General features: G+C 36.0%; 19 protein-coding genes and 1 tRNA gene. 4 read left to right on the forward strand and 16 right to left on the reverse strand.

What is annotated here, in order from left to right; translation table 11 throughout:
• The first annotated feature begins 119 nt into the window (after positions 1–119).
• Both D0T66_RS13440 and D0T66_RS13445 read left to right on the forward strand, forming a co-directional pair.
• A tRNA-Ile gene (locus D0T66_RS13440) sits at positions 120–196 on the forward strand.
• A gap of 310 nt (positions 197–506) precedes the next feature.
• Positions 507–1790 carry a site-specific integrase gene (locus tag D0T66_RS13445; protein WP_163357825.1) on the forward strand — a complete coding sequence of 428 codons (1284 nt, stop codon included), beginning with the start codon at positions 507–509 and terminating at the stop codon, positions 1788–1790.
• 56 nt (positions 1791–1846) lie between these two features.
• Here D0T66_RS13445 and D0T66_RS13450 read toward each other — a convergent pair whose 3' ends face one another.
• Positions 1847–2020 (reverse strand): histone H1, encoded by a 174-nt coding sequence (locus D0T66_RS13450; RefSeq protein ID WP_163357826.1) that lies wholly within the window; start codon positions 2018–2020, stop codon positions 1847–1849.
• 339 nt (positions 2021–2359) lie between these two features.
• Here D0T66_RS13450 and D0T66_RS13455 point away from each other — a divergent pair, with 339 nt between their 5' ends.
• Both D0T66_RS13455 and D0T66_RS13460 read left to right on the forward strand, forming a co-directional pair.
• Entirely contained in the window at positions 2360–2716 is a 357-nt protein-coding gene (locus tag D0T66_RS13455; RefSeq protein WP_163357827.1) for a hypothetical protein, read from the forward strand.
• Positions 2685–3158, forward strand: a complete 474-nt coding sequence (locus D0T66_RS13460) for a hypothetical protein (protein ID WP_163357828.1) — start codon at positions 2685–2687, stop codon at positions 3156–3158. Before D0T66_RS13455 ends, D0T66_RS13460 begins: the two co-directional genes overlap by 32 nt.
• A gap of 758 nt (positions 3159–3916) precedes the next feature.
• Here the strand turns inward: D0T66_RS13460 and D0T66_RS13465 are convergent.
• The 15 genes from D0T66_RS13465 to D0T66_RS13535 form a co-directional block, all read right to left on the reverse strand.
• A complete protein-coding gene (locus D0T66_RS13465; protein WP_163357829.1) occupies positions 3917–6487 on the reverse strand; it encodes a DUF4116 domain-containing protein in 2571 nt (856 codons plus the stop codon).
• A 186-nt stretch (positions 6488–6673) separates the two neighbouring features.
• Positions 6674–7084, reverse strand: coding sequence for a TraQ conjugal transfer family protein (locus D0T66_RS13470; RefSeq protein ID WP_163357830.1), 411 nt, complete (start codon positions 7082–7084; stop codon positions 6674–6676).
• A 22-nt stretch (positions 7085–7106) separates the two neighbouring features.
• On the reverse strand, positions 7107–9572 hold the full coding sequence (locus tag D0T66_RS13475; RefSeq protein ID WP_163357831.1) for a TraQ conjugal transfer family protein: 2466 nt from the start codon (positions 9570–9572) through the stop codon (positions 7107–7109).
• A gap of 18 nt (positions 9573–9590) precedes the next feature.
• Complete coding sequence (locus D0T66_RS13480; protein ID WP_163357832.1) at positions 9591–11036, reverse strand: TraQ conjugal transfer family protein; 1446 nt, start codon at positions 11034–11036, stop codon at positions 9591–9593.
• A 48-nt stretch (positions 11037–11084) separates the two neighbouring features.
• On the reverse strand, positions 11085–11660 hold the full coding sequence (locus D0T66_RS13485; RefSeq protein ID WP_163357833.1) for a conjugal transfer protein TraO: 576 nt from the start codon (positions 11658–11660) through the stop codon (positions 11085–11087).
• A gap of 1 nt (position 11661) precedes the next feature.
• The gene (gene traN, locus D0T66_RS13490) at positions 11662–12627 is read right to left on the reverse strand and encodes a conjugative transposon protein TraN (protein ID WP_163357834.1); all 966 of its coding nucleotides are present in this window, start codon (positions 12625–12627) and stop codon (positions 11662–11664) included.
• Between the two features lie 25 nt (positions 12628–12652).
• Positions 12653–13945: a conjugative transposon protein TraM gene (traM, locus tag D0T66_RS13495; protein WP_163357835.1), complete on the reverse strand. Its 1293-nt coding sequence runs from the start codon at positions 13943–13945 to the stop codon at positions 12653–12655.
• Positions 13902–14249, reverse strand: a complete 348-nt coding sequence (locus D0T66_RS13500) for a hypothetical protein (RefSeq protein ID WP_163357836.1) — start codon at positions 14247–14249, stop codon at positions 13902–13904. The genes traM and D0T66_RS13500 overlap by 44 nt, the downstream gene beginning before the upstream one ends.
• Positions 14250–14255: 6 nt before the next feature.
• Complete coding sequence (locus tag D0T66_RS13505) at positions 14256–14498, reverse strand: hypothetical protein (protein WP_163357837.1); 243 nt, start codon at positions 14496–14498, stop codon at positions 14256–14258.
• Positions 14476–14799, reverse strand: a complete 324-nt coding sequence (locus tag D0T66_RS16465; RefSeq protein WP_163357838.1) for a TraL conjugative transposon family protein — start codon at positions 14797–14799, stop codon at positions 14476–14478. Before D0T66_RS16465 ends, D0T66_RS13505 begins: the two co-directional genes overlap by 23 nt.
• A 4-nt stretch (positions 14800–14803) precedes the next feature.
• Positions 14804–15427: a conjugative transposon protein TraK gene (gene traK, locus D0T66_RS13515; RefSeq protein WP_163357839.1), complete on the reverse strand. Its 624-nt coding sequence runs from the start codon at positions 15425–15427 to the stop codon at positions 14804–14806.
• Between the two features lie 23 nt (positions 15428–15450).
• Entirely contained in the window at positions 15451–16449 is a 999-nt protein-coding gene (traJ, locus tag D0T66_RS13520; protein WP_163357840.1) for a conjugative transposon protein TraJ, read from the reverse strand.
• Between the two features lie 3 nt (positions 16450–16452).
• Positions 16453–17082 (reverse strand): DUF4141 domain-containing protein, encoded by a 630-nt coding sequence (locus D0T66_RS13525; RefSeq protein WP_163357841.1) that lies wholly within the window; start codon positions 17080–17082, stop codon positions 16453–16455.
• A 17-nt stretch (positions 17083–17099) separates the two neighbouring features.
• A complete protein-coding gene (locus tag D0T66_RS13530) occupies positions 17100–19601 on the reverse strand; it encodes a TraG family conjugative transposon ATPase (RefSeq protein WP_163357842.1) in 2502 nt (833 codons plus the stop codon).
• Positions 19598–19927, reverse strand: a complete 330-nt coding sequence (locus tag D0T66_RS13535) for a DUF4133 domain-containing protein (RefSeq protein ID WP_163357843.1) — start codon at positions 19925–19927, stop codon at positions 19598–19600. The genes D0T66_RS13530 and D0T66_RS13535 overlap by 4 nt, the downstream gene beginning before the upstream one ends.
• Positions 19928–19929 lie beyond the last annotated feature (2 nt).

Raw genomic sequence — 19929 nt, forward strand, 5'->3', positions numbered from 1 at the left:
GAGATGACTCTGGTCGAGATACTTGAGTACTACACACTTGCTTAAATCAACTATTTCTTTAACTAATATGAATTACAATAAAAAAGACAAGCTGGAGTCATCCGGCAGAGACAAAAGCCAGTCCTATAGCTCAGTTGGTTAGAGCGCTACACTGATAATGTAGAGGTCGGCAGTTCAAATCTGCCTGGGACTACCAGAAAAAGCGAAAGCTAAGGACAAGATAGGACAAAAGGCAGTAAATCAGAAGATTTGCTGCCTTTGTTTTTATGTATCAATTGACAATTTACGCCAAACGATGTCCCGTTACGACATCGGACTGTGGGTAAAACCATGGGGATGAAAATATGTAATTAAATACCCATACTAAACTTGTAATTCTAAGACTTTCAGATGACTACCTATGTCTATGTCAGTCATTAGTTGTCTAGTGCATTTTTTTAACGAGCCACTTATTTTTGCAGTAAGCAAAAATTAAACATTTATTATTAACTCAAAAAAATGCACTTATGAAACATCGAATGTCACAATTTTTTTTCATCCGTAAATCAAAACTAAATAAGGATGGATCAGCAACCATTATCGTAAAGATTACAATCTCCGGCAAATCGTTAGAATTCAGTACGGGGCTTTCCATACAAGCAATTGAGTTGTGGGATTCCACGCTAAGACGGATGAGAACAAAACGCACAGAAGCAATTGAAATAAATGATTCACTCTCTATTATAGAAAAGAAGTTGGATAATATTTATTCATCCCTTTATAAAGATAATCCATATGTGACTGTAAAAATGGTGAGTGATTCATTTCATGGCAAAGACTTGAAGGAATATACCCTTTTAGACCAATTCGATAAAATCATTAAGCAGAAGAAAGCTTTATCCAAGACTACTATAACCGAGCATACTGTAGGCAAGTATGAATGCAGTAAAAAGAAAGTCGGACAATTTATAGAATACTATTATACAAAAGAGGATTTGATTTATAAAACTTCAAATACTGGTAATACGGTAGACATAAATATAAAGAAAGTCGACTATGAATTTATTCATAACTATGAAATTTACCTTTTATCTGATGGTGGCTGCGGGCATAATACCATGGTACGCCATATGCGCTACCTGAAGCAAGTGCTCTCCTATTCCATGAAATGCAAATATATCACTGATGATCCTTTCTATGGGATTGTTCTATCTTCTAAGAGGACTAATCCAAGATATCTGACAGAAGGAGAACTTACAAAAATTATCGAAACTGATCTTCGGAGCGAAGTATTGGATACCATCCGTGATATTTTTGTTTTTGCCTGCTTTACGGCTTTGGCCTACATCGATATACAAAATCTCAAAAAAACTGATATAATAACAGATTCCACAGATAGAGAATTCATCGATAAAAATCGCATTAAAACCGGTAATGAATATTTTGTACCACTTGTTCCAGCTGCCAAGCAGATAATTGAAAAATATAAACAGAAGAAATATCCTGACAATAAACTATTCTCTGTTCCATCCGGACAATGTATTAACCGTTATTTGAAGGAGATTGCCAATATCTGTGGAATTAGTAAGAATATCTCTTTTCACACAGCTCGTCATACTTGCGCTACCCTGATGCTCACAAAAGGCATGTCTATAGAAAGTGTATCCAAAATGTTGGGGCATTCCGATATCCAGACTACACAAATTTATGCTAAAATACTTAATGAAAAGGTAACTATAGAAATCGAAGAAATAATGAAAGGGTTACCGGTAATAACCAAAGAAAGGATCGAAGAGTTGGAAGTCGCGTAATAATATTACCTATACAATAAAAAGCACGAGGAGTGTTTAAACTCCTCGTGCTCTCATTATTTAGACTCAGCAATAGATATTTTACGAAAATCTTTTAATGCTTTCTCAATAGCCAAAGAAGTCTTTCTGGCACGAGTTCCCGCAGCTTTATTTCCGTTTTCTACCTGAAGAGCTGCATCTTTTGCAAAATCTGTGAATAGTTGATTTAAATTGTCTACTAAATTTTTCATATTCTAACTTTTAAATTGAAGACGCAAATATATACCTCAAATCCGATATAAGAATATCTTTTCGATAAATTTTATTTAAGAAACTCCATTTTATATGGATTCTATACCTCAATTCTCTGTAACTGTTATTATTTACCTGCCGCAAATTTAAAAACGGGCTTTCTTGAAAAGCAAGTTAAGCTTCCTTTGGAAGCTTTGCCCCAAAATCTCCACACCTTGTTTCACTTCGGGTTGTATTTTACCGGCAAAAACTTGCTTTTCATAGCCCGTTTTATAAAAAGCTTCCGATAAAGAATAACTCTGCCAAAGGCGGAGAAGTATTAATAAAAATGATAAGTTATGGAAAAGCAAGAACCAAACAAATTTCTCTTCCGTCAGGATGAAGAGCAGTTAATAATCAGCAGGACTTATTTTACAATTGCAGCAAATAGCAAGGAAGAAGCTATAAGCATATTAGAATCATTTGAGAGAGAGAATATTCATGATTGCTATGATGAACGTATTCATATTGAAAATTCTGAATTAGAAATGGGTACTATTATTTCTTTGACTCCCGGAGAAACAATAAATAGAGCAACACTTAATATCTATGATGCCGATAAGGAATTTCCGATTATCAGTAATCTAAATAAACCGATAAGTATAACAACTGAAAATGTAGGTTATGAAAATCGCAGAACAGGAAGATATAAATAAATCATACAAAAAGGTCGGTGAGACCTATTTTAAAAAAGAAACCGATGAAAAGATTGCCGATTTGCTCAATGAACTGATTGATTCCGGCCAAAGAGTGCGGATTTTTTATGGTGACCGCCGAACCGGACGAGATTTCTGCAAGAGATATGATACCATCGGCTACATAAGACGAACTACAGGAGAGGTGCCACAAGCTATCCTTCTGAAAGATAAGAGAGGTTTTGAAGGTGTTCCAATAGCAGAGCAGAATATTGTAAAGATTACGATAAGGAAAAAAACTGTCTATCAGCATCCCCACTATCATATCCGTTTAAAGATTAAGGAAAGAGCCGGTAAATTCAGTTTATACAAATATGATGACAAAGAGCCCCTTTTTGAATCTGAATCCAGATATGAAGTAGGTCGTGAAGAGCAGATATATATTGGCAATCGTGAGAAATAATATAAAATAATTTCAGGATGGAAAAATTTAACTTACAATTCACTCGAAAGGAACAGAGCCACCTTTATGATACACTATTTTATATTTTATTATTTCAAATTTATGGTAATAAAGGGAGTTCCTTAGCTCTCAAATAGATAAGACAAAAAAGAGGTATAATCAATTATTATATCTCTTTTTTGGTAGTCTTTAATAGGTTCCTTTCACTTTCTCTAATTGTTAGATTGTTGCGGTTGTACGTGTTTTTGTTTTCTGTGCCGTGAAGTTTTGTTTAATTGATATTTCCAAAATTGTACGAGCTTTTAATATCTATCAAGTCCATTAAAATAGATTTGCATTAATAAACTTAGATGGCAAGTCTATTTATTAAAGCAAACCATGTAATTATTAGGCAAACATGATATGACTACAATAGTTAATGATTTATTTAAGGCCTAAATGTTATCAAATTCAAAATTAACATTATAAGCTATAGAAAAATAGTATAATTTTCTTAAAATTAGAAAGTGATTTGTAAATAATGTTAATTTTAGCATCAGGATGACGCTTTTACGGGCATCTAAAGAATAAGCCTTCTTATGAATCGAAATAACGTATATATTGCTCGTACAATTTTGGAAATATCAATTAAACGATAAGAAGGCTTATGATTTTTTTAATAAAGAAGTAGATTAATGTCTAAAAGAGAATATGTGTAATGCTATACCTTTAATGCTGTTACAAAGATATAATACAATAATTTATATACAAATAAAACATTATAATTTCAATCGATTTTTGATATTTAGACTCTTAATAGCTGATAAATGGTTTTTACCCAATTGTATTTCTTTGGGTTTAAATTCCAGACAATTCGAGGCCCTATTAAATCTTATGGTTTGATCCCTATAGATTTTATTTTCCGTTAGTGATTTGAATTTCTTCACATCTATTGTCTCTCCCTTAAATAAAGATTCGACCTGTCCATAGTCTATCTTATCTACTATTTTATCTTTAATTGTATTATAAAATCCCATCACATTATCTGTTGAGATCATCGACGCAGGGATTTTCTCTTCTATTCCGGCTAAAGTCGCTCTTAAGTACATTTCGGGAGTCCTGGAGCTTTCACTTATATAGCGGATAGCCTCCGGATTGTTTTTTACGGCTTGAATCTGTATTTCGGATGTTTGGTGTTCAGGAGGGATACAGGCGATATGCTCTCCATCTTTGTTTACAACCAGACTTGCCATTTCCCTGGTCTTGAATTTATCAGGGAAACATTGATAAGTCCTATAGTCTAATGCAAAAAGTTCCGAACACATTTGTTCTGACATCATTCCACTTATTTTAATCGCTGTAGCTACTGATACGGGATTCACATCTTCAGCGATCAGTTTTTCTGCCAAATACAAGCTCGCTTCGGGATTTCTTATATACTTAAGTGTTTGGATCTGTTTATGGTCCATAAAAAAGTTGAATTCCAACATTGCCCTTCTAACAGCAATATCGGAGACATGGCCGTTTCTGAATTTTTCGGGTACATGCTTTAAAGCTATAAACTTATTATTAACAGCAACTTCACACATTTGAGGCTTAATTCTATCCGAAGGAATATACTTTAATAAATCACCATCCTGTTTTAACGCCTTATATATCATTTTCTTTGTTAGTATATCTTCGGGAATGTATTTAATATCATAAGCATTATTTTTTATGGCTTCAAGACATAATTTTTTATCCCTGCGTTCAAGCGGTATTGCACCGAGTCCTTCCTCCCTGATAAGCCGGAGGTCTTCTTCCCTGACTTTCAATAAGTCACTCAGTTGAACCCGTTGCAAATCTTCTTTGGGCGAGCAATCGTACTGCAAAATCAATAAATCGTTGGAAATATCATTATATTGTCCCAGTATTTTGCCGTTAACGACAATCAGGGGTGCCAAAGAATCCTTCAAATCCTCCAGATAACCGGAGAGCAGCTTGTAATTATCGGTTAGTCCCAAAGAATTGAATTGCTTCATTGCCTCATGTAAATCATTTGTAGTATCGGTTTTTAAGATATAATTCTCCGGCATCCTTATTTTTAAGGTAGACGTAAATTGGCTTATGTGATAAATAAAATTTTCGGATTGCCTTACGTTATAGGGTACGCGTTGAATTAATCTTTCAAAATTGTAGTTTTCATTCATATGGTCTCTCATGTAGTCCAGACACATCCTCATTGTCAAGAACCTTTCAGGTATATGTATTATACAACCCGGCTCCATTGAAAGAAGTGTTTGGACTATTTTTTTGTCATACACTTTGTCATTTATATTTTTTGCCAAATATTCAAAATCATAGGAAAGACCGGATCGGGAAATAAAATCACAGAGAACATTCCTGTTGTTAATTTCGCTTATTAAATTATATACTATTGATGGATCGTATTCCTTCGTTGCGCTAATCAGGGTTTTTTCCTGTATCTCTTTCGACCTTTCATCGCTTGGGATTTGAAAATATGCATACGGGTTCTTTTCAACGATTCTTAAATATATATCCTCATTGAATTCTTTTTGAGAGATATATTGCATTGTTGTATAGTCTTTCGAAACGGCGTCGATAATTATTTCTTTTGTCAATTTGGAAGCCGGTACGTATTTTATATTTATGGGATTATCACTGACTGCTGCTTTACAAACTATGGCCGTTTTCCTGAAAGAAGGTATTTCCCTTAACGAAAGTTCGTTGATTGCTTCCAAATCCTTCTTTTGGTATTCCATCAATAATTCGATATTGAATACATTCAGCGGTTTATCCGTCGGAATTTGGTACATTTCAATAAGAGCACCGAGAGAAACCGCATTCATAAGAATTTCCGAATCGTGTTTACGCCATCCCAATACTTTGTTACCATGGACAAGAAATGTATCCTTTTTATTTCCGTCGTCACTTAATAACATCAAATCTTCGATAAGAAAGAGCGGTTTAAGACCCAAAGATTGTATATTAATAAATGCATTAATCGGATTACTTATATCGAGTTCGATTAAGTACGATTCTTCCCGGGAATAGGCATATTGTTCCAATTCCGAAATTTTGTATATAGGAATATCCCTTATGTCTTCATCTATATTAAAAAGATGAGATAGTCGTTCATCGTGTACATCCTCTGTTTCATAAATAATACCTTTATACACTAATAACCTGGATTCTTCTGTCTGATTACTTAGGTATTCTTCGTTTAACCATCTCTTTTCTTCGTTATCCTGATCCAATCCCAAATTATCCAATACCTCCAATGTCGAAGCAGGTGGTATATCTAAAGCAATAAAATAATAATCCCTATTTAAATCCTTCTCATTTATCATATTTGAAAAAAATGTGCCCTGAAAGAGGTAGACTCCATCAGGGCAGGTTAATAAATGCTCCTAATCAATTTCTTTCCCCCACAACTGAACATCAGTCCTAGTGGAATATAAAGAAGTTATAAGCAATATACAATATATCAAGTACACGAAGAGTAATATTGATATTGTCTTCATAGATCTCTATTATTAAGAATTTGAGTCATGATTAAAAGTAAAAGAAAGCGGAAATTCATTTCCCGCAGAGTCAAAAAATACGATGTCGATAACCTGCTGTACTTGCGATTTAGATGTATAATACAACCTGAAAGTTTCCTTGTTTAACGCGTATGTATCGTTTTGAGTCAGTATAGTCCCATCTTCCAGCTTTAATTCACCATTTCCATTGGGTTGGAAATAATACAGGTAATAAGACGTATTAATTTTCCCCTCACAAACGATCTGGCATCTTATCTCAGCTGTTTCGCCTTTTTTCAGTTTGCTTACAACGGGTAGATGCGATACAGAGAATCCATAACTATTATTTATCTCCAGGTGATTGTCGGAACATGCAATCAAAGAGAAAGCCAGAATAAATATTATTAGAAAATACCTGTTCATATTTATTATAGTTTGATGTGTTTTATTTTTGAGAATACTTAAATATTTTAGATACACTATATCCGGTATCATCATAGAGGGTAATTTCGACTTCCTGTTGAAGTTGGTAATTTGTTGCTGCCCCAATCATATGGAATAAATTGATTCTATTGTCTTTGTTGTAAATATCCCTGCGTATTATTTGAACCTTTGTATTCTCGGGATATATTCCGCCAGGATACCCTATATGACCTGTACCCTTTATCATTCTCCATTTTAAATAATACAACCCATCATATTGCTTATTATCAAGGCGATTCAGGTTAATCAGCAATACATGATATGCTACCTGTGCAAAGTACTTGTCGTATTCTACATTTTTGAATTCAAAGCCACCCGTAAGCCCTCTTTTATCTTCATTAAAGCTAACAGAAGAATATACTTTCCTGTTATCTTCATCAATAATTGAAAAATCTAATTGATGACATAAGCTGTTATCAGCTGTATAGAAAAGGCTTACTTTGTCATCGGTAATTAAATATTGGTTGTCTGGCTGCATGAAGGTATTTCCATAAAATAACCTTCCCTGCCCATACTGGCTACTTTGATTATACCTGATATAATATCTTCCTGAATAAATTTTACTTCTTTCTATTTGTAACTGGAAGTTTACCGTTTCATTCAAGGTCAGATTCGATTGGGGTACAGAAGTTTTGACAATGCACAAATGGTCATCAATTCCTTTTTTGTCCTCATTAAAAAACACTTGTAGTTTTTTCAGATGCCCGATCTCGTCATAAATTTTGAAATTTAGCTGATGGTAATTTATGGTTACTGCCGTATACAATAAGTTTATGATACTTGAGGTAATTTCTACAGGTTGCCCTGGCTGGATAATATTTCCGTTATATTTAATTTTTCCCAGCCCATTCCCGTCATATTGATAATAGCGGATAAAATATTTTCCATTGTATACACCGCTTCTGATAAGTTTGAAATCTATTTCATTGGTTTCATTTTCTTTTATCGTTATCTTGGGATTTGAAACAGAAATAGAAAAATCCTTGTCATCTGCATCTTTTTTATCTTCATTCAATATTACCTGAAAATGCTTCTGTTGTCCCAGTTCATCATATACGATAAAGTCCATCTGATGGTAATTGGGCGTAGAAGCGGTATAGTACAATTGTAAATTATCGTTGTCAATCTCAAGGGGTTTACCCGCTTGAAGATAATTACCATTGTATTTCAGTTTTCCTAATCCATTGCCGTCAGCTTGTGCATATTTCAGAAAATATTTACCGGAGTATACTTTGCTTGGGGTTAGCTTTAAATTAATTCCGATTGTCTCGTCCTTATTAATTACCGTTTTGTCAGGAGTGATTGCCGCCGAAAAAAGATTGTCGTCAATCCCTTTTTTATCCTCATTGAAAATTATTGGTATATCTACCGAATGATTCAACTCGTCTTTGAGGGTAAAATCAATCTGGTGATAATTTTCAGAGATTGCTTTATAGTTCAATTTAATATTTGTAGAAATAAGTTCGACAGGTACGTCCTGTGCTAAGATTGTGTTATTATAGGAAATTTCCCCTTTACCACTACCTGCTTTTTGCTTATATGATAGATAGTATCTTCCACTATAAAGAGGGCTTGGCTGGATGATAATCCTGAAATCACAACTTTCACCACTATGTATAATATCTTTGCTTTGCTCTTTGATCAGCGAAAACACCTTATCATCTTCTCCTTTTTTATCCTTGTTAAATACAATCTCTTTTTTTAATTCCCTATCTTGCTGTTCATCAAAAAAGGTAAAATTCAATTGGTGGTAATTAGTGGTGTTAGCTGAATATTTCAAACATATCGTGTCTTCTATAACCTGCATAGGCTTATTTTGTTGAAGATATTCATCAAAATATTGTAGTATTCCCAGCCCTTGGTTCTCTAGTTGATTATACTTGAAATAATATTTACCTAAATAGACTTTACTGGGTTTTAGTACGAATTTTACTTCACGGGTTTCGTCTATCTTTATAGAATCCTTATAAGGAAGCAGAATGACTTCAAATTCTTTATCATCCGTGCCTTTTTTGCTCTTGTTAAATATTATCGAGAAATCCACTTGATTACCGAAAGAATTGCTTACCGATAAATTCAGTTGATGGTAATTCTCCGATATGGGCGTATAATACAACGTAATATTATCGCCGGTCAAAGCATAGTTTGTGGATTGCTTAAGAGTTGCATTATTGAGTACAAGTTTGCCTAAGCCGTCTCCTGAATCCGTATTCTGTAAATAAGAAATAAAATATTTCCCGTCATATCCTTCCGGTCGTTTAATTTTGAACGAAAATGAGGCTGTTTCGCCAGAATTAATATTATCATTATATGTCGATTCAATAATGGAGAAAAGCGTATTGTCTTCCAATGAATGCTTACTGTCACTACAAGAAAGAAATCCTAATAGGAAGATTATTAGTGTAATATATGTCATTATTTTATTCATGTTAGTTTTAATTTTAGGTTAGTTCTTTAGAGAATCGTTAAATGTTAGAATCATGTCTTGCTTACATCCTGTATCATCATATATACTAAGAAGGATTTGATGATAAATTTTTTCCGGAATATTTGTTGCTCGGAAAAATAACTGAATTTGGAAGCCTCCTTTTGTATACCTTATTTCTACTTTGGTATCTTGTGGTTGGCTTGCCTCTACGGGATTAGCCATCATACCATCACCTTTTAGAAGTTTATATGAGAAATAATATTTTCCAGAATATGTTTGGTTATTCCATCTGTCAAGATCTAATAAGATCAGACAGGATGTGCCTGGATTGACAGCTTTTGAGGGCGAATTGTCAATTATATCGAACCCGTCCATCCTATCTTTTTTGTCCTTGTTGATATATATCGGACATATTACTTCTCTACCGGTCTCATCAATAACAACAAATTCAAGTAAATGACATAGTTTATTCGTTGCGGTATATGTGAGTGTCAGATTTCCATTAGTTATCAAGGATATGCTTTCTTGCTCGAATTCAGTACCTCCAAGTTTTAATACTCCTGTACCATACTGGGATTGTTTATACTTTATGTAATAGTTTCCATCGTATAACCTGCTTCTATCTACATTTAATGTAATAGTTGCTGTTTCACCTTTATCCAGTATGCTTTTATCTGTATATCCTTTTATTACAGGCAAATAGTCATCGATTCCCTTTTTTTCTTCATTGAAAACTGCATATGAATCGAGTTCAATACCCTGTTCATCAAAAAAGGTAAAATCGAGCCTATGATAATTCAAGGTAATAGCAGTATATAATAGCTGTATGGAATCGTTTTTAATCTCTATAGGGTATCCCGGTATCATTAAGCTTCCATTGTATCTGAGTATACCGGAGCCGTTTCCATTATATTGATTATATCTGATATAATATTTACCCTCATATATTTTACTTCTTTTGAGATGGTATTTTATTTCGGCTGATTCATTCTCGGCGATAAGCAATTGATTAGGTAGTTTTTCTATACTGAATAGTTTATCGTCAATTCCCTTTTTATCGTCATTGAAAACCACATCTATTGTTTCCTGTACTCCGTTTCCATCTATAACAGAGAGTGTAAGACGATGATAATTTTCACTTACGGCACTATAGTATACGGTTACCTGATCCTGTTTGATTTCGTAGGTAGTTGCCTTATTTAGCGTTATATTGTTGTAGACAAGCTTACCGACACCAGCATCGCTATCTTGATTATATAACAGATAAAATTTGTCTTTATAATTTTTCGGGCGATTTATCTGAAATGTAACAGCAACAGTTTCGCCTGCTGCAATCGAAGCTTTAACCGGAGATTGGGTTATCGTGTAAGCACCGTAATAATCATCGGGCAAATCCTTATCTGTGCTACAAGAGATAGTTATTAACAGAAAAATCGCGAAAAAGTATATCATTCTATTTTTCATATGTTCAGTTATATTTTAATTATTTAATTAATAAAAAAGAATTGGTTATCAGTTGATTATTATTTTTATGCCGAGCGATAGCTGGAAATGAAAATCGCTGACTGAAGAAGTGGGTAGGTAATGTTCCTTTATTCCCAATAACAATACATACCTGTCGGATATGAAACATTCGGTTTCAAGTCCCAGAGATGCACCGAATAAAAAGGCGTCTTTATTCTCTATTGAAGCCCCGTCTCTTAATTGTTTATCTCCCCAGTTGATAGTTTCATATCCTGCTAAAAGGCTACCACCAATAGAGAAGAAGAATGTTTTGCTCGGATCAGCCAATAACTTGTGATAATATCCGGCCTCGGCCGTAAACTGGTTTAAAGGGATATAGATGTTTTTGTATCCAAAATATTTTTGCAAGAATTCACCGCCGTATACCCACCGGTTAGTACCTTTTGTATATTTTGATATTGCAATACCTATAGAAAAAGCCTGCCCGTCTTGTTGTTTCAATTTAAAACCATCTACAGCACCAAGGGTAAGCTGGATAGCTTTTTGTCCCGGTATGTAACGTTGGGCGAAAGAAGAAACAGTAACCAGCAGCAATAAAACCGTCATCAAGAATAACTTTTTCATATTATTTCAAATTTAAAGAGGTTACTTTAGCAGCACATACAATATCTTCATTCTCAACCATGAATGATTGGTGGCGTCCACCGTTTTTTTCCAATAGATCAATAATGAGTACTTTATCATCGGGGATGGTAATCTTATCGAGCGCAAATACGATACGCTGGGTTTTCTTTCCACCGATAGTAGCCACATTATTGAATGCACGGAGAGGAACGACAAGGGTTTCCTGAATGGCTGTGCGTTTCATAACTTTTTTGTCGATTATTTTCATGCGAATAAAATCCACATCAAAAGGTACGTTCGAAGAGTTTTTGATTTGTGTATGTAAGTAGAGAAGCCCATCGAAGGTATATATTCCTTTAAGTAGGAATTGTATTGCAAATTTATTCGACCCGATATGCTTGATTTTTCTTTCATCCTTATTGTATATCGATTCCATTACCAACCTGACCAGTTTCGGGGATTCTTTTCCCAATTCCTTTAAATAGATATCCAGATAATTGTTCGGACGGCTAAAATCCTCCTCATGGTAAGTGAAGTCCTTAATTTCAATATTCAGCTTTTGAGGAATTTCCGCATAATTCACATTAAAACTGTAAAAGCTTCCATCATTCGTTATGATGGAAAAATTAGTGTCGGAAGTAAAATTTCTGACAGCAGCTTTTACTCGCAATACATTATTTATCCCATCGGCTTTTCCTGCAATAATATTGGAAGAGCCCAGGTCTACATAGGTAATAGGTGCCGGAAAGATCAGGTGTGTAGTCTTATCATACGTTACCTCAAGCTTATGGGGTGGGATAATACGGTCAAATATTATCCTGCTGCTCATATCTAAATAATCCTGAGAATTATCTTTGTCGAACTCGCTTAGCGGTCTGTTTCCTTTAACCGCATTTTCATCCGTATTTTGACCAAATCCGGAAATAGAACATTGTAAAAGAATTAGGATTAATATATATTTTTTCATTGTTATATTTTTTTAGTTAGTTGATTTATTGAGGCAGTAGTAATATATTATGCCCGGCTTTGAGATTTACCTTTACCATTTTTACTTTCTTAGAAAAAAGTTGGGATGCTCCTTGTATAACCCCTTTTGTGATATCGGATGCAATCTGGGAGCCTGCACTTTGATTGATGCTGATTCCCGAACCCATATTTGTTCCCATATTAGCAGCTACTTCTTTGGTGGCATCCAGCTCCATCGATCCGGGTACATATATCCCTTTTGTCCCATCCAGATCATAAGAAGCCAGCCTTACCGAATAAATCGAGCCTTCGTATTCGATAGAGGAAATCATAATCTCCAACCGTTCTCCTTGTAGAGTTGCCTGTCCGGATATAATGGTGTTTTTGGGGATGATACCACCATCAATCGACACAGGCTCCAGCAATCTTAATACTACCGTTTGTCCATTCATAACTGTTTGCTCGCCATGTATACATGCTCTGATGGTATTTTTATCCCTTTTATCCTGGATATCGGTAACTGTATGAAATCCGAAATTGCGTGACTGGTCCATCTGCCTAAAGAGTTCCTCGTCCGAGATATCTTGTTTCAAAGCAGATACTACCTGTTCCTGTACTTGCTTTACCGGTTTTACAGCAACTTTGTCCCCACTTTTTTTTGTGATTTTAGTCTTTACTGCCTGAGCACTTGTTGCGGAAGGATCTGTATTGTTATAAATCTGAGTCGGACTGTTTGTGGGCATATATTTAGCAGCCAGTTCATAAGATTTTTCCATCAGGGCGACCTGCTCATCCATTGAGCTTTTGGGGGTGCTGTTTTGTCTGTTTAGTTGGTTTTGCAAATCCTCGATTTGCTTCTCAAGCCTTTCTTTTTCCCTGTCATTATAAGGCTGAGTATAGAACGTTCCAATATTACGGTTTACATTCCGGTAAGAAGATATGGAAGACTGAATAGGTGAGCTTTCTGTAGGTAAATCCTCCAGATAAGTATTATCCGTTATCTCCTCCATCTCAAGAAGTGTATCTCTGTCATCACTTGCGTTAAAGAGCATATTATAGTCATCGAGTGACATCAATTGTTCTTTGTGCTTATCTTCCATGGAAGCCATCTCATACGCATTCTTCTTATCTGCGATAATCTCTGCATCACTAGGTTGGGGAATATCTACGTTATAGGCATTTGTATCTTTCTTTTCCGTATCAGCAGACGGAGAGAATATAAACCAAATAATTACTACAGCGATAATCCCGGCGAGAGCATAGAGTATATATAACTTATGCTTTTGGGAAATAGAAAAGTTGTTTTTTGAATCGCTCATATTCCTTGTATTTTAGAATAGGTTTAATATTTATAGAATCGTACACAGAATCTTTTTTCTGTTTTAAGAATCTGTTTCTTAAGGGTGGCAAATGCTCGTAGTTTATATCCGGACATTGCAGCTTATTACCGGGATTTCTTTTTTTATTAATCAGCTCTTTAAAATTGAGCTTCCATTCTATTTTTTCTCTGACTTTCTCATTTTGTAACATTTTGATAAAGCATATAATACCAGCCAAAATAGAAGCGATGAAAATAATTTGAAACAGATGTACAAAAAGTCTTTTCCTTTTTCTGATCTTCATAAAAAGCTAGTCTTGAGAGGTGTCATTACGTTCCAATAGTTCATAAAATTCATTCCAGATAGTGTCAGGTTCATAGACCTCCATATTATAATCAGAATTGTCTTCTTGATCGATTTCCATTTCTATAGATTGCGGCGTGTCTTTTTGCTTTTTCCCTGTAAAAGCGAATGCAAGAAGTATCGCAATAAAGAGAAGGACTACAATTAATAAAATGATTATATCAATCTTATTTACTTTGTGTTGGCTCATAAATTGAATCTTGATCTTGATTAAGTTTTAAATTATGATGGATGGTGTTTATTTGATTGCTTCTTTTCTTATCCACCAGTTCAGATGGGCTTATGTGCCGTATCTCAATCCGGTCATTTTTATTCTCTTTACCCAGATTATAGATAGAGGTGAACGTGAAATAAATATTAAGAGAAGCAAATACTACGAGGATGGAGGCAACGATTATAAATCGTTTATCGGGGGTTAGTTCGCCGCACCATTTTCTGATGCGGTCTTCAATATTCAGTTTACTCTTTTCTATATACTTTTTTATTCGCATCGTTTTAACGTTTTAGAGTTCGTATATCCCTGTTTTCTTTGATTTCGAAGCCTTCGATAGTGAATCCGTGAGGGTTATTATCCGAACGCGTTGAATTATGCAGGCGACAATGGGTAATGAGGCTGCGTTCTGTAACATTACTTTCCCTTATGATTATCTGCCTGGCATAAGTAGTCATCAGATAGGGATATGTTTCAAAATTGCAGGATATACTATCAACCTGAGTGTTCTGAATAATATTGCCGGAGATAATCCTGTTATAATACCCTTTCTCGGATAAGTCCTTGTAATAGTTGAATGCACTTTTGTCCGAAAGCAACAAAGCTCTTTTTATATTACTTTCAATTGCACTCTTTTCCGGCGATAGCGTAAAGAACAGTTCATGGAACCGCTTTACATGCTCTCTGGCTTCCACAGGCCGATTTTGGGATATGTCTTGAGATAGGGCAAGTATCAGAGATTTACCTTGGTCTAGGACATATATTTTTTCACGCTGTTTCTCCGCAAAGCTATAGGCACAGTAAACTGAATACCCTGCAACTAAAGCACACAGGCATAGAAAAATGATGCATGAAAAGCGGATCATCCGGAAACTGCTTTCAATATTTATCAATGATTTAAATTGCATAGATGATTTTTTGGAATGATTTTTTATTTACCTTGATTGAAAAGTTTACCCGCTATATTTCCAGCACTAGCTCCAAGCCCTCCGGCTACATATGCACCAGCTTTTGTGGCTGCACTATTCAGGTTCTTAGAGAATGCACCGCCACCTCCGGCTTGTACAATCCATCCTGCTACTGTAGGTACCGTGAAATAGCCGATAATCCCAATAATCATAAAAATGATGTATACTACATTCGATGCGTCGATTGCATAAGAAGGATTTTGTGTCATCTCTATGATATCATTTTGCAGCATCAATATTTGCAATTTGGCAAGGATACAGCTGAAAATATCGGAAACAGGTAACCACAGATATACACTGATGTAACGCACCAGCCACTGACTGAGGGTTGACTGAAAGCCATCCCATACGGAAAGTCCAAATGCGACAGGTCCAAGTATAGCCAAGACGATAAGGAAAAATGTGCGGATCACATCGATAACAAGGGCAGCCGCCTGAAAGAGAATTTCCAATAAGTTTCTCATAGCTTCCTGTATACCTTTTTCTGCATTATATAATCCTCTTTGCACATATAGTCCCAGTTTATCGGCAACATCCGTAACGCCCAATTCTTTAAGGCGTGCTTCGAATATATCGTCATCTACCAGGTATGCTTTTTCCGGATTGTTCTTCAGCGCTTCATATTCCAGCCTGTCTTTTTGTTCACGATATTTGTTCATATCGAATGTCTGGGTTTGAAGCATATTATTTGTACCCTGTACAACCGGGCTGAGCACACTATTGATAGTCTCCAATACAATGGTTGGAAAAAACATGATGCAGATGCCAATGATGATAGGACGCAGCAATGGAAACACGTCTATAGGTTCTGCACGGGAGAGAGATTGCCATACACGGTATGCGACATAGAAAAGAGCCCCGAGTCCGGCTATTCCTTTTGCAACCCCGGCCATGTTCCCGCATAAAGGCATCATTTCCCCGTAGAGGCTTCTTAGAATCTGATGAATGTTTTCTACGTCCATTGTCTACCAGTATTTTTCGTTAGTACCACCATAGAGAGCTATCACCCTGTCAGTATCCCCTTTTTTCTTTGCCCTTAGATACGAAATACTGATATTCTTTTTGGTGTAATACTTGGTTAGATTCAGGTACTCCCGCATCGATTCATAAGAATTGTTGACTACATCCATTCTGTCCTTATCGGTCATAGAGAGAGTAGAGATGTTAATAACATTTTTCAATTCTCCCAGTACAGTATTGCCCTCTTCCAGCAATACCGAGTAGCCGTAGGCTATTGCATTGAGTTCATCCACGGAATAGTTGGGATCACGAAGCATTTTTTGAAAATTCCCGACATAGATATCAGAAATTTCTCCTATCATCAATATTGTCAGTTGTACTTTCTTTGCATCACGGACAAGATTATTGACGGACTTTAAGCCATCGTAATACTGCTTTCCCTGTTCATAGATTTTGACAGTCTGTTCAAAATTTTTAATCATATTGTTGGCTGTAGTAGATGTCTCTGCCACATTGCGTGTGGTATTTATTATCCCTTGTGCCAGATTGCTTGGATCTATTACTGCCCATTGAGCCTTAGCGCTAATGTTCGTACCAAAAAAAATAACTAATGCAACAAAAAATATTCGTTTCATAAAAAATTAGGTTTTAGTTAATATGAATTTCTTTTCTCTTCGGCTAATTGTTTTATAGCCAACTCTATATTTCCTCCCAGCTTTTCAACCAGACGGAATAATTCCAGTTTTTCGGTTTCTTCGGTTGAGTATGTCAGATACTCTTCCAGCGAAACCTCGGTAGCATACACGGCAGATTGTACCCCTCCCAGTCCGATCCAGACTTCCTTATATTTACGGTTGGGATTATTGGACATATTGATGGAGAGCACCTGGGCTTTTTCCTTCTCCGTCAGTCCAAGCAGGGATTGGATGGCATCAAACTTATTCATGAATTTCCGCTGGTCAAGCAGTATCTTACAATCCGAGTTGTTGATAATGGTTTCCTTGACAATAGGAGACGAAATAATGTCTTCGATCTCTTGTGTTACGACAACTGCTTCACCAAAAAATTTACGGACAGTTTTAAATAAATATTTGAGGTATTCCGCCATCCCTTCTTTAGCAATTGCTTTCCAGGCTTCCTCTATCAATATGACCTTTCGGATACCTTTTAGGCGTCTCATCTTGTTTATAAAAGCTTCCATGATGATAATAGTAACCACAGGAAATAAAATCTTGTGGTCTTTGATATTATCCAGTTCAAAGACGATGAAGCGTTTGGATAGAAGGTCTAACTGTTTGTCGGAATTTAATAAAAAGTCGTACTCACCACCTTTATAATACGGTTCTAGGACAAACAGGAAGTTTTCGATGTCAAAATCTTTTTCGCGGTTGTTTTTCTTATCGAGGATTTCACGGAAATCGTTTTTGATAAATTCATAGAAGCTATTAAATGATGGTATAATAGATTTATCGCTTTTAATCTTATTGATAAAAAGTGTAACCGCATTTGACAAGGCAACGTCTTCTGCCCCGCTTGTCCGTTCTCCGTCTCGCTTCCAAAGGGTCAGGATCAGCGTCTTTATTGATTCGCGCTTTTCTATATCGAAGATGCCGTCTTCGGTATAGAAAGGATTAAATGAAATCGGGTTATCTTCGGTATATGTAAAATACACGCCATCTTTCCCGCCAGTCTTCCGGTGGATCAATTCGCATAATCCCTGATAAGAATTACCTGTATCCACAAGCAGTACATGTGTACCTTGCTCATAATATTGCCGTATCATATGGTTCGTGAAGAAAGATTTTCCGCTGCCGGAGGGACCGAGAATAAATTTGTTGCGATTGGTAATAATACCTTTACGCATGGGTAAATCGGAAATATCCAGATGTATAGGTCTTCCGGTCAGCCTGTCTACCATTCTGATACCAAAAGGAGAAAGAGAGCTTTTGTAATTCGTTTCTTCCGAGAAAAAGCAGATGGCATGATTCAGAAATGTATAAAAGCTTTCTTCTGCAGGAAAATCCGCCTGATTTCCCGGGATTCCTGCCCAAAACAATGCAGGCAGGTCTACCGTATTATGACGAGGTACACATTCGATGAAAGCGAGTTGTGAACCGACGTCATTTTTTATTTGTCTCAACTCGCCAAGATCATCACTCCATGAGATAATATTACAATGACATCTTACCGATATCAAGCCGTAGCTATGAGCTTCATTTAAATACAATTCAGCCCATTCCTTATTGATTTGGTTGCTGCGACTGTACTTGGAAAGAGAATGCATATTGCGCGCTTGCTTTTCAAACCTTTTAAGGTTTTCTCCATGATCATCGATAAAAACAAACTGATTGTAGATGTGATTACATGATAAGAGAATTCCCATCGGAGCAGCAAAAGATAATTGGCAGTCACTTCTGTCTGTTGACAACCGTTCATAGCGTTTATCTGTACTTACAGTATTGGGCAGGTCATCGAGGTCAGAAAGTGTATGGAGGCACAAATAATTGTCTCCTATTTTCATTTCCCCTGCCCCCAGTTCAATATCGGATAAGTGGGTGTTATCGCTTTGAGATAATGAAAAGTATTTTTCTACAATTCCCGCCTTACCCTCAGTTCCGATAATATCATCAGCCATTAACCGGGTAAGGGAAATAAAACCACTGTCATTGATAATACGTTCAAATTGTCCTACCGCCTCGATAAACCTGGCAGCTGTTTCTCTGTCCTGCATTTCCTTGGGTACGATAAATCCCCGACATAAGGTATTGAAATTACTTTGTTGCCTCATACGTTCTTTTGTCGTTTTGGTTAAGAATAGATAGCAGGTGTGGTTCAGATATGGGCGTTCATTAAAGTGACGTTCGAATGACCGGCTGAGAAAACTAAGGTCATCTTTCTGTATATCCGGTGTGTAATCCTCTTTAATAAACCAATCCTGTTTCAATAGTACCGAATAATTGGGAAGAACTTTTATTGCTTTGAGCCAAGTCGCATGTATAGCCTCATATTCAGAAGATGTTACGGTAAAGAGCTCCGGTAACTCGACACGAAATGCTATGGTTATATCTGCATCCTTGCTGATAATACAATTGTGCTCGACGGCCAAGAGAGGGAACTTGTTTTCAAGGGTTGTCGCTTTCAATATATTTCTCATACCGTTTCGTTTTTTTGGTTGAGGAATAATTTGTTTATCCGTTTCCTGTTGATAACATAAAAGGGATGCTTTTTTCGGGCAAAGGTTTTCATCAGGCCATACTCGCCGTAACGCTTATTTAGGGAGAATGTCAACCGGATGAGAATGGATGCTGCAATAAGACCGAAACCGATACATATCCATTGACCTATACCGATCATGTACATTACCACAAATACAATGAATACAGCTAATAACCCTCCGGCAAAAATGAAGAGGTATTGCGCTTTCAATCCTTGAAATTCAGCAGGCTTCCCGATTCCTTTATTAATAGAATATTCTGCCATAT

This window comes from Dysgonomonas sp. 25 (genome assembly GCF_010501075.1).
Taxonomy (GTDB): domain Bacteria; phylum Bacteroidota; class Bacteroidia; order Bacteroidales; family Dysgonomonadaceae; genus Dysgonomonas.